Raw genomic sequence first — 16029 nt, forward strand, 5'->3', positions numbered from 1 at the left:
CCGTTTTTTATACATCCAGGCTTATCAATAAACTTATTCCCAAGGGCTATAAGGGAAATACATATGAACTTCCCGAAGTATATTTTATCGGTATTTTAGAGTTTGAATTAGGAGAAACAGAACCCGGAAAGTATTTTTACGATGTTGCCCTTTGCGATAAGCAGAGTAATCGTATTTTTTATGAAAAGCTTGGTTATAAGCTGTTAGTATTACCAAATTTTATTAAGGATGAGGCTGATATCAAGACAGATATGGATATATGGCTATATCTATTGAAAAACATGAGTAAACTTGATAAAATACCGGATTTTTTGGATAAGCGGGTATTTGGTCTTATCTTTGACATAGGCGAAGTAGCAAAATTAACACCGGAGGATAAAATGGCATACGAAGCAAGTTTAAAACATAAGCGTGATGCAGAGAATAACTATTCTACTGCTCAACGTATTGGACATGATCGAGGTTTAAAAGAAGGGTTAAAAGAAGGCATTGCCCAAGGCGAGCACAAAAAAGCCATTGAGACAGCTTTGAATCTTAAAGAGATGGGTTTGTCTATTGATCAGATTGCCAAAGCTACAGGCCTGACCATTGACGAAATCGAAAAGCTGAAATAAATCAAATAGATCATATAAAAAAACAAACAAAGCCATTCTGTGAAGAATGGCTTTGTTGGTTTAACACCATCCTTACTGTTTCCCGTATCTGTTACGCAAACCGATCAATTATTTTCGGGCTTTAAAAACAGTATTCATCGTAGACTATGATCGTTACCAGTATCCATACCATCGAGGGGAGAGAAGTCCAGCGTTATTTTGGTCCCATTTCAGCAACAGCTGTTATTGGAGCCAATGCTTTGAGTGAAAAAGGAGCAAGCTTCGTAGACCTCTTCGGTGGGCGTATTTTTAGTTATACAACACGCCGATTCCAACATTAGCTACAAACTTATGGTATAGATAATGTCTTCCAATTAATGGTTTTCCAGCAAAAAGGAGTGAGTATACGCGAGTCTGCCTTTAGTATCTCCCGGTTATTTACGGTAGTAGATGGGGAAGAGATTGTTAGAGCAGGATTTGCTCGCTGGCCAGATATGATAGTAGGGGAGCTGGAATTGCTGAAGAACAGATTGGTTGATTAATGTGCCGCCATCGTCATGGAAGAGTTTTCTTCAAATTGTAGAAGCTTTGCATGTGGACAACATTGACCCCGACATTGAGAAATTAATTAATCAAAGAAATAAAGGTGTATGTCCATGTACTTTATCTTAAGTGAATTAATGTGCGAATGTAAACCACGGGAAGCAATATATATGAATGCGAATTTAAGTGAGTAGACAATTCCTATTTCCGCAACTCTGAAAACGATTAAGTCGTCAAGAAAGTTCCGTGTTAATCACATTGGCTTTTTTTGTAAATTTAGGTGTTGATAACGCAATTTTACCAATTCATATATGGATATATTTATAGAAACGGAACGACTAATTTTAAGAGAGCTAGAATTTACAGACCAAAGTGATTTGTTTGAAATGGATTCTGACCCAGAAGTTCATTTATATATTGAAAACAGTCCTGTTAAATCTATTGACGAAATTTCGAAAGTGATTGAAATGCTAAAAAAGCAATATGCGGAAAATGGAATTGCTCGTTGGGCCGTTGTTGACAAAGAAACTAACGAATGCATTGGTTGGGCAGGACTGAAATATTTCAGAGAAAATTTGAATAATCACGTTAATTTCTACGAGCTTGGTTATAGATTTAAAAGAAAACATTGGGGCAAAGGTTTTGCTACCGAAGCATCTGCCGCAATACTGGACTATGGATTCAAAAGCATGAAGGTTGACAAAATTTATGCAATAACCGATCCTAAAAACGTAAATTCAAAAAAGGTTTTAACTAAATTAGGCTTTGACTTGCAAGAAACTTTTGACTATGAAGGCGACCCCACAGATTGGTTTGAATTGACAAGAACAAGTTGGGTGAATAAAAGTTAAATCTCTAATAAATATTTTAGCAGTTTAAAAAAAAGTATACCCGCGATTCCTTCAATATTTGTTACTTGTCTTCTAATTTCAATTCCACTAGTAAACAATCAATAATTTCTCAATCTTATTTATTTACGAATTCATTCAGTAATTTTAAAATAAATTAAATGTTGAAATATTCATCATTAATAAACATATTTGATTGGGAGTAATAAAGCCTCTTTTTAAAATGGGTACATTCGATTTTTGGAAACGATGCAATAGCAAACCTTCAATAAAGAAGAGATTAAGAAAGCTGCTTAATTCCCTTTATGAATCATTTGCTGATAAGCAATACTTTCAGCAAAGTGTAGAGTACAATCATTTGGATGAATGGGGGCTTGCGGTTGAAAGTCTGATAGAATTGGGTGTTACGGGACCGCCACATTATACTAAAGAAGTGTGGTGTGAACTATATCAGCTAGCTAGAGAAATAGGGCTAGATGAAGACGCAAATTATTGCCGAAAACAAATTGACCTGATAGCATCTGAAATTTATGAAATAGACGAGGTTGATGAATTAGGATTTACTAAGTCTGAATTGGAATATTATGACAAGCACGTCAGGTTCTACTATACCAATATCGTCAATTCGCTTATTCTGTTCACTTATAAATCTAGAGAACTAGAGCTTATGGCATCTCCCATTTTCGATCCAATGACAGAGCTTTATCAGGAATTGGAATATGCATATACACCGGTGTGCTTCGAAACGGTATTTAGGAAAAACCTAATACCAATGATATACAAGCAAGAACTACTGAGGTTCAAAACTAAGGTCGATCAAATGCCAAGTGAGATATGGTATTGGGAATATTTGGAAGAACATCCGAGCTGGATAAACATAAGAACTGATGCTGAAGAAATATTAAAGAAAATGGGAATACTGCACCGCGTATATGATTATTCATTCACCAATATAATATCATCAAGTGGAGAAGTGATCAAAAAGAAAGAACAGTAATAACATTCTGAACAATAATCTTGAATCAAAAAATGTTAATTTTTAAATTAAACTGGCTCTTTTAGGACTTAGATAATTTAATTCTTTTTCTTCAAAAATTGTCTCTAGAGCATCATATCCAAATTTAATTTTAAAATCCCGTTCAGCTTTTGTTATAGGAATATACCAAAAGCATTTGATGGTTTTATGATCTATATCTATTTGCTCAAATTCAGGTTTTTCCAGATAAGGAAAAGATATAAAGCCATGGTCGCATAACGATTCCCCCAACCAAGGTTGTCCTAAATTAACTGTGTGATGTAAGTTCAATGGCGCATCGTTTCGATGGTAGCTTGCACAGTAGCAGAGAAGGTCTACAAGTAATGAATTCTTTTCAGCGGCATAAATGAATAACTCAATTAAGTTTTCATTCCACCTGTTTAATGACATTCCTACTGTACAATAGGTGTACATATTATGAATCTGATTGGGAGGAAACTCTAATATGAAAAATTCAGGATCGAGTTTATTTATTGGTCCCTTACCAATTTTGTGCACAATTCCTGAAATACCAAAGTATTGTTCATAATGCCTCTTCAACTTATCTATATAAACATTGATCATATTTTATACAACAATTTATGTGCTTAATTTAGCATTTTGAATCGATCTTCACAACTTCACCTACCAATTTCCACCATTCACCGAGTTTTTAGTTGGTTTAGTCTAATTGCCATTGGGTAGGAGCGATTTACACCCTACTTTTGAATCAACAAACAAGAACTAACAAACTATAATATAAAGACATTATGAACACTATAGCAAAAACATTCGCAGCAGCAGCATTGATCGCAGTATCTACATTTAATATGGTAGCAGCAAAACCAGCAGGAGACAACTCTACAAAAGCAACTGTCAACCTTTCCACAGCAGATCTGGCCATTGACCATTACGTAGCCGTTATGACGGAAGGTCAATCGGCAGGAGTAAAGCAACTGTTTACATCCGACTTCAGCCAAAAAGTACAGGCATCAAACGATCAGACCAACAGCCGTTCAGAAGTTATTTCCTTCTTGAAAAAGCAAAAAGGAGAGCAGTTAAACTGTAAAACCAATACAGTAATTTTACAGGAATCAACAGACTATATGATCGCCAAAATAACGATGCAGTTTGAAGGTTTTACCAAAACTGATCTGGTGACATTGGTCAATGATGGCGGCAACTGGAAAGTATCCCAATCGATCAATTCTTATCAGTAATCAAGTTTAATCCATATATTAAGTATAAGCCATGTCGTAAGATGTGGCTTTTTTTGTGCCCGGACAGCAAGACTAGGTTGACAAGTTGATACTTTTGTTACCTGCTAGCCGACAACAAACGACAACAAACGTTTAATAACCGGCTAATAATTTTAGTTTTCTGATGTTTGCTTATCAATATCGATTATTTAAGCAAATCCTAAAATTATGAAAAATCACGTTCAACCCGTTTTTATTGATCCGACCACCGATGAGGGATTCAAACGGTTATTCGGAGATAAGGTTAATCTGATCAATTTTCTAAACATCATCTTTCGCGGTCGCAAGATCATCACAGATCTGACGTATCGAGATACCGAGCGTATCGGAGCAACCGAGGAGATCGGTAAGGTTATCTTTGATCTGGTTGTCCAGCTCAGTACAGGCGAAGAGATCATTATCGAGATGCAGACCAGTATACAGACCAATCTTAAACAGCGCATGCTATACTATGCCAGTAAGGTTATTTCAGATACAGCTCCCAAAGGCAATCGCAAGTCCTGGGGGTATGCCATTCCAGAGGTTTACACCATTGTCCTGATGGATGGTTTTCATATGCCAGGAGGTGACCGGAGTACATATTTTCATGATACCTGCCTGTGTAATAGAGATTCAGGGAAAATTTTTTACGAGGGTTTGGGGTTTATCTATTTAGAAATTATTAACTTTGTTAAAAGCGAAGCAGAGGTTGAAGACGAACTGGACAAAGTATTCTTTATGCTCAAGAATATGTCTACGTTAAAGACCTTGCCACGGATCATGAAATCGGCGGTATTTCAACGATTCTTTCAGTTGGCCAGCTATGCAAAATTGACAAAGGAGGAACGAACTATGTATGATATTAGTTTAAAACGTAAATGGGATGCCGAAGCAGTGCGCATGTACCAAGAAGGTCTAGAAAATCAATTGGAAGGACTAGGAAAGCAATTGCAAGAAGCCAAGAGAGCAGTTGTAATTGCTAAAGCCGAAGGCGAACACAAAAAAGCTATTGAGACGGCTTTGAAACTGAAAAAGATGGCGTTATCAGTAGAGCAAATTGCTGAGGCTACGGGTCTTACCATCGACGAGATTGAAAAACTGAAATAAATCAAATACATCATATAAAATAAACAAGTAAAGCCATTCTGTCAAGAATGGCTTTACTTGTTTTATACCTTCCTTACGGTTTACCGTATCCACTAATCAAACCAATCCTTTATTTTCAGTCTTTTAAAACAGTATTCATCATACACCATGATCGTTACTAGAACTGTCCAAGACGAGATTGTTGAGTTATTGTTATTTACTTCGTTAAAAGTTTTTCTAAGGTTGCCATCAATTGCTCACCTTTCAGTCCTTTTGCAACAATGACACCATTTGGATCTAGTAAGTAGTTTTCAGGAATAGCAGTAATTAAAAATCTCTTAGCAACTTCATTATTAAATCCTTTTAGATCAGAAAGTTGAGTCCAGGTTAAACCATCATCCTGAATTGCTTTTAACCATGATTTTTTCTCCTTATCAAGCGAAACTCCCACAATTTCGAAACCTTTTGACTTTAATGTCTCATACGCTTTAATCAAATAGGGATTTTCTGCTCGACATGGCCCACACCAAGATGCCCAGAAGTCGACGAAGACGTACTTGCCACGAAAACTAGACAATTTTATGAAGTTCGATGCGGTATCCGGCTGCTCAAAATCTGGTAGTACCTGACCGATCTGACTCATTTCGTTAACTGAGATTTTAGAATAGATTTCTTTCCCTAAATAGGTCGAAGTAAGTGGTTCAGGGTAACTGTTTATCCATTTTTTCACTTCTTGGATATCAAAATTTTTAGTTTTTAGTTTTTTATTGATTAAATATAAACCATAATAGTTTTTAGGTTCATTTATAATAAAAGTATTTGTGATGCTATCATAAACCGCTAGTGATTCATCTTTGTTTAATTCAGATCCCTTTTGTTTCTTACGAGAATCTAGCGCCTCGGACCATTTCTTTTTATAAATTTTATCAAGACTATCTAAGACCGAATTTTTGACTTCATAGCGGTCCGATCTTGCTACTAATCCGTAAATACCTTTACTTAACCACCCCCTGTTACCTTTTAATAATATCGTTTTGTCTGGCTCTGCCCAAAAAGAATAGACATTAAAATCTCCTATGATTCTATCGTTATAAATATTGGGCACACTTAAAGAAAAGATTGTTGGTTCAGGAATTGTAGCCTGATATACAAAACTACTATTCTTGTCCAGTGTTACTGTATCCTGCATCATTTTATTACCATTTGCATAGCTTATAAAGTAGGTTGCATTAGGTACGGTATCGATGACCGCTTTTAATACAAACTGATCCTTTGACTGCGCAGACAAATTTGAAATACCGGAAAAGGTAAATGTTAAGAGGAGAGAAATTCGAAGAGCTTTTATCATTTATTTGTGGTTTTAAATTTGGGTAAATTGACCATTAAGGGTGATTGTCAGTAATTTTATGTTTAATTCTATTTGAAGTTAATAATTTTGATTGATATATTTCATTTTTAAGCTATCATTTACGTTGAAAAGTTTATTTATTGTTAAATATTATAAAATCATTAATTCTGAAAATAAACATTCAGACATATTGAGCCGGCTCATACTGAGTATTTGTCATGTATTGCTAACATAATCTACAAAAATTGAATAGCAAGGTAGTTTGTTTAGGACCGTCACAACTTCACCTAGCCATTTCCACCATTCACCGAGTTTTTAGTTGGTTTAGTCTAATTGCCATTGGGTAGGGGCGATTTACACCCTACTTTTGAATCAACAATTGCTTTAGCAAAGCATCAGGGTTTGAGTTGGTGGATGAGGGGCTGATGCAATTAAGAACTAACAAACTATAACATAAAGACATTATGAACACTATAGCAAAAACATTCGCAGCAGCAGCCTTGATCGCAGTATCTACATTCACTATGGCCGCGGGCAATCCAGAAGTAGCAAACCCTAAAAAAGCAGTGGTCAATTTATCTACAGCAGATCTCGCCATTGACCATTACGTAGCCGTTATGACAGCAGGTCAATCGGCAGGAGTAGAGCAGTTGTTTACAGTAGATTTTAGTCAAAAAGTACAAGCCTCTGAGGGGAAGACAAACAGCTGTTCAGAAGTTATCAGCTTTTTGAAAAAGCAAAAAGGAGAGCAGTTAAACTGTAAAACCAATACAGTAATTTTACAAGAATCAACAGACTATATGATCGCCAAAGTAACGATGCAGTTTGAAGGTTTTACCAAAACCGATCGAGTGACTTTAGTCAATGACGGCGGTAACTGGAAAGTATCCCAATCAATCAATTCTTATCAGTAATCAAGTTTAATCCATATAATAAGTAGAAGCTATGTCGTAAGATGTGGCTTTTGTTTTTTCTGCATTGATGCTGTCTCGGGAAAAGGAACGCCAATTGTTTAAGATCCCGTTATCGATACACGCGTACTTCTAAGGTTAAGAAAATAAAGAAACAAATGCTAATATATTTAGTTTTTATTTGTATCTTTATTTCTGTTAACCAATTGATAGACAGTTATGAGTGTAGATTCAAGACGTTTAAAGCCAGCCAAGAAGAATGATGAGCTTTTGAAAGCCATTTTTGAGGATAATTTTCCTGATTTTTTGCGGTTTATGTATCCAGATGCCGATGCTACCTTTGATCTCGGGCGTGGATTGACTTTCATGGATAAAGAATTGTTGGAGATCATTCCCTATCGTGAGCGTAAAAAAGGGAAGCGTGTGGCAGACCTTCTGGTCAAGGTTTATTTAAAAGACGGAAGCGAGAAGTGGATTTTAGTGAATACGGAAATTGAAGGCGGACATGATTCCGATTTCTCACATCGTATCTTTCAGTATTTTTACAGGCTATTAGATCGTTACCGTGTTCCTGTGGAGACCATTGCTGTTTTTACTGGAGGACGTTCGCAGCCATGTACTGATGAATATCATTTTGCTGTTTTTCGCACGTCGTTACGCTTTCAGTACCTGAGCTATCAAATTTTTGATCATGACGAATCAGAGCTACTAGATATGGACAATATATTTGCTTATATTGTCTTGGCATGCCAGAAAGCTTTAGATGAAGATAAGGTTCCGGAGCAGGAGCTCGCAGAGCAGCGTAGTACAATCGCAAGAAGGCTTATCGAGACCAATAAGTATAGTAAAGATCGTATAATGAGCTTTTTAGTTTTTTTAAAGAGTTTTCTTTTTATACGAGATAAAGAAATAAATAGTAACTTTGATCAATACATTTATCAAGTGACAGGAGGCACAATCGAAATGGGTGTAATAGAAACAATCAAACGACAAGAAAGAGAAAAAGGAATCCAAGCTGGAATCGAAAAAGGAATTCAGTCTGGAATCGAAAAAGGAATTGAAAAAGGCAAGCGAGAAGAATCTATTGCCATTGCTTTAGAGTTCAAGAAAATGGGCTTACCTATTGCCGATATTGCAAAAGGTACAGGCCTTACCATCGACGAGATCGAAAAACTAAAATAAATCAAATAAATCATATAGATAAACATATAAAGCCATTCTGTCAAGAATGGCTTTACTTGTTTATTACCAACCTTACGGTTTACCGTATCCGTTACTCAAACCAATCCTTTATTTTCGGGCTTTTAAAACAGTATTCATCATACACTATGATCGTTACCAGTACCCATACCGTCGAGGGGAGAGAAGTCCTGCGTTATTTTGATCCCATATCAGCAACAGCTGTTATTGGAGCCAATGCTCTGAGTGAGATCGGAGCGAGCTTTGTCTTGTTTGCTGCGCAGATCCCTTCGGGATTCTTCGGTGGGCGCTCCCGCAATTATGAAAACAAATTACAGGAGCTATATAAGAGGGTAGTGGAGTCTTTAAAGCATGCGGATAGCTTTTAATAGATGCCATTATAGACTTCAGCGTCAATATTGATTAACGCTTGGGCAAAGGCATGCTGATTATTTATGGTTATTACAATCGGGCCGATGTAATAGCAATTTAGATGCAGTACCTGAGGAATAGATTGGTGTTTTAACAATGCAAATATTATGGTGCCGGAGGGACATTAAAATGTTGTGTAAATCCAATTATGAATAATGAATATTTTTTTTATTATATTGATTGGTAGGTTATTGATAGATTAGGAAATCCTATGAGTCTTCGATGCAAAATTATTTTTCATCAAGCAATGCACTTGATATCTGAGTATAAATATGGATTATCTTTTTAGAATTGCTATTATCTCTATGAAACATCATCGATGTATAAAGTTTTTGGGTTTCTTGGTCCCCTAAATTGAAACTAATTATATTGTCAAGTTTTATTATAGCATGATGATATGGAGAATTTTTGTACCATCTATCAAAGATGTCATGACGCAATTTGGATTTTTTGTCATCATCAGAACAGATATATATTAACGAATTTTCAACCGTTTGGAAAAATTTTCCGGCAATGTCTTCTATTGTCTTAGAAACTTTAGCATCGTAAGATTCAACAGTTTCAGTTGCTTTTTCCACAACTAATTGGAACATGTTGGGAATGGTCTCTCCAGATATTGCTGAAAAAGTTTCATCCACCACAAAACGCAACCCTGTATAAAATAGAATTTCTTGTTACAAAGTTATACGTATTTGTAATATTATCGAAAACGTAATTATAATGGTTTTGCAAACTTGATACCTTTCTTATCCAGTTCTTGAAGTGTTGTTTTACCTTTTATGTATGAACGCACAGCTTCCTTATCAGCAATCATTTGAGATACTGAAGTTATAATCACTTGCTTTTTAATTTCTTGTTTTTTCATACTATCACAAAGATAATAAAAAAAACATTAATTATCTATATTACAGCATTATGCTGTAAAAATTCTTTGTTTATTACCATCCTTACGGCTTCCCGTATCCGTTACTCAAACCAATCCTTTATTTTCGGGATTTTAAAACAGTATTCATCATAGACTATGATCGTTACCAGTACCCATACCATCGAAGGGACACAAGTCCTGCGTTATTTTGATCCCATATCAGCAACAGCTGTTATTGGAGCGAATGCTTTGAGTGAAATCGGAGCGAGCTTCGTAGACTTTTTCGGTGGGCGCTCCCGCAATTATGAAAACAAACTACAGGAGCTATATAAGAGCGTAGTGGAGTCTTTAAAGCAAAATGCACGTAGCTATCGGGCAGATGCCGTTATAGGCTTCAGCGTCCATATTGATGAGCTCTCTGGCAAAGGCACGCAAATGTTCATGATCACCGCTATTGGTACTCCTGTATTGCTCAATGAAATCAAACATATACACGCAGAAGCAGTAGGTGGAGATATCGATGGATCTGTTATTAAGAACAAAGTCAAAGCAAGCTTGATCATAGAACGTTATACCGGTATCTATGCGATGACCAATGCTACAGCCGAGTTTATAGCCACATCCCGATTGACCGAATTTGTCCCCCTGCTATTCAAAGCAATGAATGAAACAGGGGAGGATCAGGTATTTATAGACCGTCAAGCCACGCTCTTCCGTTATTTTGATTTCCTGGACAAAGATCAAGCTATAGCCATACTCTATGGACAGTTGCTATCCGATGATTTAACCAGTGCGCAGTTTAAGATTATTTGCAAAGCTATCAGCAGTTCCAATCTGATCGATTACGATCAAGTGGAGAAACTGTTAGCAGGATCTTTATTAGCAAAAAAGGCAGCATTAAAGGTACTTACCTTAAAAGAAGACTGGTATTCCGCTCAATATATTGCCTATCTACAGACATGGAGAGGAGAGGGCTTGTTACAGTTATTTCAAGAAGTATTTACCGTTAAAGAGTCAAAGGATTCTATTACTTTTTCAACATCAGAGAATGAGCTGGATATGGAATTACAATGAAGTGATCTGGTACTGATGGTGGCAGGTATTCCTTTAATTTGTATATTTGATAAACGCTTAGAAGTTTCAATACTATGCTCGTAAACCAAACGATTATAACCGACATCAAAACCATAATTGCACAATCAAAAGATAAAGCGATTCGTGCCGTAGATCATCAACGGACGTTGATGTATTGGCATATAGGTAAACGTATTTTTGAAGAAGAGCAAGATGGGAAAGAACGTGCTGATTATGGTACTTACCTTATCAAATATCTTTCGGAAAAATTACAGCCTGAATTTGGATCTGGTTTTTCAATAAGACAAATCAACTTGTATCGTCAGCTTTATCGGACATTTCCAATTGTGCACGCACTGCGTGCACAGTTAAGCTGGACACAGTATAAATTGCTTTTAGGTGTTGACAGTGAGGAGAAAAGAGAGTTTTATATCGCTGAAACCATAAAAAATAATTGGACTTCAAGACAGTTGGAACGCCAAGTTTACAGCAATCTATACGAACGCCTCTTATTGAGTAATGATAAAGATAGCGTATTAGCTGTTGCAAAAAATGAAAAACTCCCATCGGATGCCAAAGAAATTATTAAAGACCCCATGTTTTTAGAATTTCTAGGTTTGAAACGTGAAGCCTCTTACTATGAAAAAGATTTAGAAAATGCAATTATTACCCATTTACAAGAGTTTTTGTTAGAATTAGGAAATGGATTTTCATTCGTTTCCAGGCAAAAACGAATTCATTTGGATGGCGATGAGTTTTTTGTAGATCTAGTTTTTTATAACCGTTTATTGCAGTGTTTTGTCATAATCGAAATCAAAACGCACAAACTAACCCATCAAGATATAGGTCAGTTGCAGATGTATGTTAATTATTACGACCGAATAGAAAAATTATCGCACGAAAACCCAACCATTGGTATCCTGCTTTGCGCTCATAAAAACGATACAGTTGTAAAATTTACACTACCCGAAGAGCAGAGGCAAATCATCGCCAGCCAATACAAACTTTACCTACCAACGGAAAAACAACTTTTGGAAGAAGTAAAAAAAGAATTGGATAGTTTTGAGGAGAAAGAGAATTTTTAAAAATAAGTAATTACTAAGGCTTTTTTTAAAAGCTGTAAATACAGAACTGATCAATCTGTATTGGAATATTGGCGAGTTAACAACAAATAAAGCCATTCTGTCAAGAATGGCTTTACTTGTTTATTACCATCCTTACGGTTTACCGTATCCATTACTCAAACCAATCCATTATTTTTGGTCTTTTAAAACAGTATTCATCATACACCATGATCGTTACCAGTACCCATACCGTCTAGGGGAGAGAAGTCCTGCGTTATTTTGATCCCATATCAGCAACAGCTGTTATTGGAGCCAATGCTCTGAGTGAAATCGGAGCGAGCTTCGTAGACTTTTTCGGTGGGCGCTCCCGCAATTATGAAAACAAATTACAGGAGCTATATAAGAGCGCAGTGGAGTCTTTAAAGCAAAATGCCCGTAGCTATCGGGCAGATGCCGTTATAGGCTTTAGCGTCAATATTGATGAGCTCTCGGGCAAAGGAACGCCGATCGTTTACGATCACCGCTATCGGTACTCCTGTATTGCTCAATGAAATTAAACATATACAAGCAGAAGCGGTAGGTGGAGATATCGATGGATCTGTTATTAAGAACAAAGTCAAAGCAAGCCTGATCATAGAACGCTATACCGGTATCTATGCGATGACCAATGCTACAGCCGAGTTTATAGCCACATCCCGATTAACCGAATTTGTACCCTTGTTATTCAAGGCGATGAATGAAATAGGAGAGGATCAAGAATTCAAAGACCGTCAAGCCACGCTCTTCCGTTATTTTGATTTCCTGGACAAAGATCAAGCTATAGCCATACTCTATGGACAGTTATTGTCGGATGATTTAACCGGTGCGCAGTTTAAGCTCATTAGCAAAGCTATCAGCAGTTCTGATCTTATCGATTACGATCAAGTGGCAAAACTGTTAGCAGGATCTTTATTGGCAAGAAAGGCAGCATTGAAGGTACTTACCTTAGACAAAGACTGGTATTCGGCTCAAGATATTGCCTATCTACAGACATGGAAAGGAGAGGGGCTATTACAGCTATTTCAAGAAGTAGTTACCGTTAAAGAATCAAAGGGAATGTTTTCATCGGGTAAAGAAGTATGGGTATGTTTATGTGGCTATAGCAATAAGCTGGATGCTACAGCATGCAGTTCTTGTACCGAAGATAAGCGAGGCTTTGGTTCTGAGGAATTAAAACCTGAAGCTGTGCAGAAACTGATTAATCGGAGGTTAGCGGTTATTGAAGGGATTTAATGGCTGATAAACTTGTATTTCTAATTTAATTTACTAAAAATGATTAATGCTTAAACATTTGGTTAATTGAGCAACAACAAAATTAATTGTTACGGTAGCCGCTTTACGGTTTTCCGTAAAAATTATGGTTTTTAATAATTTATTTTTGCCAAGGAAACAGAAATGAGATAATCTGTTTTTTAAATTATACATAAAAGTAATAACCATTTTCCTAATCCTGACATATAAAACTATAATAACTAAATGGATACACTAAACCCCGTAAGTCAGGAAAAATATTTTAAAATTATCAGTGATACCATTTTATTTTTTGATATGGACGGAACATTGATTGATACGGACTTTGCAAATTTTTGCTCTTATAACAAAGCTGTAAAATCTGTTTTGGGTTCAGATTATAATCTAACTTTTGATCCTAATAAACGATTGGATAGAACTGGTTTAAAATATTTAATTGCAAACTTAAGCGAAACTGACTTAGATCTGATAATCAAAGAAAAAGAAACTTGTTACTATGAATTTTTATCAGAAACAAAACTTAATGAGGATATTGTAAATATACTTTTCAAATATTGTTCGACAAACTTGACTGTTTTAGTAACAAATTGTCGTGAAGACAGAGCTTTAATGATCTTAAATCATCATGGAATAATGGACAGATTCAATTATATTTTCTGTAGACAGTTTGTCATTAATGATTTTGAAAGAGTAAACAAATTTCAAAATGCGATAAAGAAATTGGATATATCACCAAATGTAGTAATTGCTTTTGAGAATGAAGAAATTGAAATTCTTGATGCTCAAGAGGCAGGTATAGAAATTATTAACCCTAAAATATATAATTATGAAGAGCTTTAAAATTACACCATGTGAAAGTTGGTATACAAATCGGAATGACAATAGGCGAAAGGGAAAATTTATTACAAAAACAATTGATGCTTTTTACCATTCAGATTATCAAGGAGGTAACGATGCTTTAAGAAATACTGTTGGAACTGTTGAAAATGTAATATGTACAGTTAAAAATCAGTTCTTAGATAAAAGTCAAGCAGTCTTGAAAAATGTATGTGAAAATTTAATTGAAATATTGAAAGAAGATTTGCCAAAGATTCTTCAAATATCAGGAAAAAATAATCTTTCTGTTTGCGTTATTCCACGATCTAAAGCTGAGATGAGTTATGATCAGAGTCAATTATTATTTAAGAAATGTGTGGGTTTTGTTGCACAAAATTTGCAAGGTTTTAGTGATTGTACAACTTATATAATTAGACATACTGATACGAGAACAACGCATTTGGATAAGTCAGGCCATGGTGGTAGAGGTGATTTACCATATCCAGGAATAACTTGTGATACTTGCACAATATCTGAAGATGTTAATGGGAAAAATATTCTGTTGATAGATGATTTATATACAAAAAGTGTTAATATAGATGAAGATGCAATTCAAGCATTATTGGATAAGGGGGCGAATTCAGTTCTTTTTTATTCAATTGGTAAAACAATAGAGAAGAATTTATTTTTGTAAATTTGTAAAAAAGCTAATAGGATGGAATATACAGAAAACGCGCTTAATATATTAACTGCCAAGTCATATAAAGGAATTGGAAATGCTTGGATGGTTAAAAATCTGAGAGGAGGTGAAAGTGTAGATCTGATAATTACTTTACTTAATAAAACGATCAAGGGTGATCCTACAACTAGAGAGGAATTTGAACGTTTGAGAACAGATTTTGAGACTAAACTTAAAGCGAAATTTAAGGATTGTTGTGATGGTTTTACTGCTTTAGGAGATGCGAACTTTCCAAAGCATAGGGGGAATGTTAAAGATAGTGAAAAACCAGTTTTTCTTTATTATAAAGGTAATATTAACTTATTAAGCTGTGAGAATAAGAATATTTCAGTTATTGGGCTTTTAAATCCAGATAGCAATATAGAAAGAAGAGAACGAATAATTGTTGATAATTTTATTAAAAATGGTGCGACTATAGTTAGTGGACTAGCTTTTGGGTGCGATAGTATTTCTCATAAGCAAGCATTAGATTCCAATGGAAAAACAGTCGCTATTTTACCAAGTCCATTGCATAAAATTTTACCACTGAAAAACAATGATCTAGCACTTCAAATCGTGAAAGATGGAGGACTACTTGTAACGGAGTATGGAAACGATTTTAAGAGTAAAATGGAATTGAGCACTCGCTATAAAGAGCGTGATCGTTTACAAGCGTTATTCTGTGATACAATAGTTTTAATTGCAAGTTACGCCAAGAATTCTGCTGAGAGATGGGGAATTTATGGACAAAAACTTGATAGTGGAGCGCGTTTGGCAATGGGATATGCAAAAGAATACAATATTCCAAGAGCAGTGATGTATGACAAGGATCTAGATGAAAAAAATGCAATGTTCGATTTGAATAGAGATCTTTTTGAGGAACAAAAGGACATTACTATAATAACACAAGAAAATTTTAGTGAAATTGTAGATGAAATAATGTTAAAAAGCACTATTATCAAAGATATCGATATACCTCAGCCGAATTTATTTAATTAACAATAGCTAG

Annotated in this window: 21 protein-coding genes; 17 read left to right on the forward strand and 4 right to left on the reverse strand. The window is 35.5% G+C overall.

Going from position 1 to position 16029, the window contains the following annotated elements; translation table 11 throughout:
- The 5 genes from B3P23_RS09920 to B3P23_RS09940 form a co-directional block, all read left to right on the forward strand.
- A partial coding sequence (locus B3P23_RS09920; RefSeq protein ID WP_293925580.1) for an Rpn family recombination-promoting nuclease/putative transposase occupies window positions 1–614 on the forward strand: 614 nt, incomplete at its 5' end.
- Between the two features lie 146 nt (window positions 615–760).
- Entirely contained in the window at window positions 761–934 is a 174-nt protein-coding gene (locus B3P23_RS09925; protein ID WP_293925582.1) for a heavy metal-binding domain-containing protein, read from the forward strand.
- Between the two features lie 36 nt (window positions 935–970).
- On the forward strand, window positions 971–1135 hold the full coding sequence (locus B3P23_RS09930; RefSeq protein ID WP_293925584.1) for a hypothetical protein: 165 nt from the start codon (window positions 971–973) through the stop codon (window positions 1133–1135).
- Between the two features lie 312 nt (window positions 1136–1447).
- Window positions 1448–1987: a GNAT family N-acetyltransferase gene (locus B3P23_RS09935; protein ID WP_248753528.1), complete on the forward strand. Its 540-nt coding sequence runs from the start codon at window positions 1448–1450 to the stop codon at window positions 1985–1987.
- Between the two features lie 220 nt (window positions 1988–2207).
- Window positions 2208–2981: a hypothetical protein gene (locus tag B3P23_RS09940; RefSeq protein WP_293925605.1), complete on the forward strand. Its 774-nt coding sequence runs from the start codon at window positions 2208–2210 to the stop codon at window positions 2979–2981.
- 42 nt (window positions 2982–3023) lie between these two features.
- Here B3P23_RS09940 and B3P23_RS09945 read toward each other — a convergent pair whose 3' ends face one another.
- Window positions 3024–3584, reverse strand: a complete 561-nt coding sequence (locus B3P23_RS09945) for a suppressor of fused domain protein (RefSeq protein ID WP_293925606.1) — start codon at window positions 3582–3584, stop codon at window positions 3024–3026.
- 185 nt (window positions 3585–3769) lie between these two features.
- On the opposite strand from B3P23_RS09945, the gene B3P23_RS09950 reads away from it, so the two are divergent.
- Both B3P23_RS09950 and B3P23_RS09955 read left to right on the forward strand, forming a co-directional pair.
- Window positions 3770–4219 carry a nuclear transport factor 2 family protein gene (locus tag B3P23_RS09950; RefSeq protein WP_293925607.1) on the forward strand — a complete coding sequence of 150 codons (450 nt, stop codon included), beginning with the start codon at window positions 3770–3772 and terminating at the stop codon, window positions 4217–4219.
- 207 nt (window positions 4220–4426) lie between these two features.
- Entirely contained in the window at window positions 4427–5344 is a 918-nt protein-coding gene (locus B3P23_RS09955; RefSeq protein WP_293925609.1) for an Rpn family recombination-promoting nuclease/putative transposase, read from the forward strand.
- Between the two features lie 196 nt (window positions 5345–5540).
- On the opposite strand, the gene B3P23_RS09960 is transcribed toward B3P23_RS09955, so the two are convergent.
- Window positions 5541–6671, reverse strand: a complete 1131-nt coding sequence (locus B3P23_RS09960; RefSeq protein WP_293925611.1) for a TlpA family protein disulfide reductase — start codon at window positions 6669–6671, stop codon at window positions 5541–5543.
- A 464-nt stretch (window positions 6672–7135) separates the two neighbouring features.
- Between B3P23_RS09960 and B3P23_RS09965 the strand changes: the two genes are divergently transcribed.
- The 3 genes from B3P23_RS09965 (at window position 7136) to B3P23_RS09975 (ending at window position 9150) form a co-directional block, all read left to right on the forward strand.
- Window positions 7136–7585 (forward strand): nuclear transport factor 2 family protein, encoded by a 450-nt coding sequence (locus B3P23_RS09965; protein WP_293925612.1) that lies wholly within the window; start codon window positions 7136–7138, stop codon window positions 7583–7585.
- A gap of 216 nt (window positions 7586–7801) precedes the next feature.
- Window positions 7802–8764 (forward strand): hypothetical protein, encoded by a 963-nt coding sequence (locus tag B3P23_RS09970; protein ID WP_293925613.1) that lies wholly within the window; start codon window positions 7802–7804, stop codon window positions 8762–8764.
- A gap of 146 nt (window positions 8765–8910) precedes the next feature.
- The gene (locus B3P23_RS09975; RefSeq protein ID WP_293925614.1) at window positions 8911–9150 is read left to right on the forward strand and encodes a heavy metal-binding domain-containing protein; all 240 of its coding nucleotides are present in this window, start codon (window positions 8911–8913) and stop codon (window positions 9148–9150) included.
- Window positions 9151–9423: 273 nt separating this feature from the next.
- On the opposite strand, the gene B3P23_RS09980 is transcribed toward B3P23_RS09975, so the two are convergent.
- Together B3P23_RS09980 and B3P23_RS09985 are read right to left on the reverse strand one after the other, a co-directional pair.
- Window positions 9424–9834 carry a DUF6169 family protein gene (locus tag B3P23_RS09980; RefSeq protein WP_293925910.1) on the reverse strand — a complete coding sequence of 137 codons (411 nt, stop codon included), beginning with the start codon at window positions 9832–9834 and terminating at the stop codon, window positions 9424–9426.
- 74 nt (window positions 9835–9908) lie between these two features.
- A complete protein-coding gene (locus tag B3P23_RS09985) occupies window positions 9909–10058 on the reverse strand; it encodes a hypothetical protein (RefSeq protein ID WP_293925616.1) in 150 nt (49 codons plus the stop codon).
- A gap of 156 nt (window positions 10059–10214) precedes the next feature.
- Here B3P23_RS09985 and B3P23_RS09990 point away from each other — a divergent pair, with 156 nt between their 5' ends.
- From B3P23_RS09990 to B3P23_RS10015, 7 genes are all read left to right on the forward strand, one after another.
- Complete coding sequence (locus B3P23_RS09990; protein WP_293925617.1) at window positions 10215–11132, forward strand: heavy metal-binding domain-containing protein; 918 nt, start codon at window positions 10215–10217, stop codon at window positions 11130–11132.
- Between the two features lie 74 nt (window positions 11133–11206).
- Entirely contained in the window at window positions 11207–12217 is a 1011-nt protein-coding gene (locus B3P23_RS09995; RefSeq protein ID WP_094772085.1) for a PDDEXK nuclease domain-containing protein, read from the forward strand.
- A gap of 284 nt (window positions 12218–12501) precedes the next feature.
- Window positions 12502–12747: a heavy metal-binding domain-containing protein gene (locus B3P23_RS21470; RefSeq protein WP_414713144.1), complete on the forward strand. Its 246-nt coding sequence runs from the start codon at window positions 12502–12504 to the stop codon at window positions 12745–12747.
- Window positions 12677–13468: a hypothetical protein gene (locus B3P23_RS10000; protein WP_293925620.1), complete on the forward strand. Its 792-nt coding sequence runs from the start codon at window positions 12677–12679 to the stop codon at window positions 13466–13468. The genes B3P23_RS21470 and B3P23_RS10000 overlap by 71 nt, the downstream gene beginning before the upstream one ends.
- A gap of 243 nt (window positions 13469–13711) precedes the next feature.
- Complete coding sequence (locus B3P23_RS10005; protein WP_293925622.1) at window positions 13712–14326, forward strand: HAD hydrolase-like protein; 615 nt, start codon at window positions 13712–13714, stop codon at window positions 14324–14326.
- Window positions 14313–14996 carry a phosphoribosyltransferase gene (locus B3P23_RS10010; protein WP_293925623.1) on the forward strand — a complete coding sequence of 228 codons (684 nt, stop codon included), beginning with the start codon at window positions 14313–14315 and terminating at the stop codon, window positions 14994–14996. The genes B3P23_RS10005 and B3P23_RS10010 overlap by 14 nt, the downstream gene beginning before the upstream one ends.
- A gap of 21 nt (window positions 14997–15017) precedes the next feature.
- A complete protein-coding gene (locus B3P23_RS10015; protein WP_293925625.1) occupies window positions 15018–16019 on the forward strand; it encodes a DNA-processing protein DprA in 1002 nt (333 codons plus the stop codon).
- The last annotated feature ends 10 nt before the right edge of the window (window positions 16020–16029 follow it).

Origin of the sequence: Sphingobacterium sp. UBA6320 (assembly GCF_002440335.1) — a bacterium.
GTDB lineage: Bacteria > Bacteroidota > Bacteroidia > Sphingobacteriales > Sphingobacteriaceae > Sphingobacterium.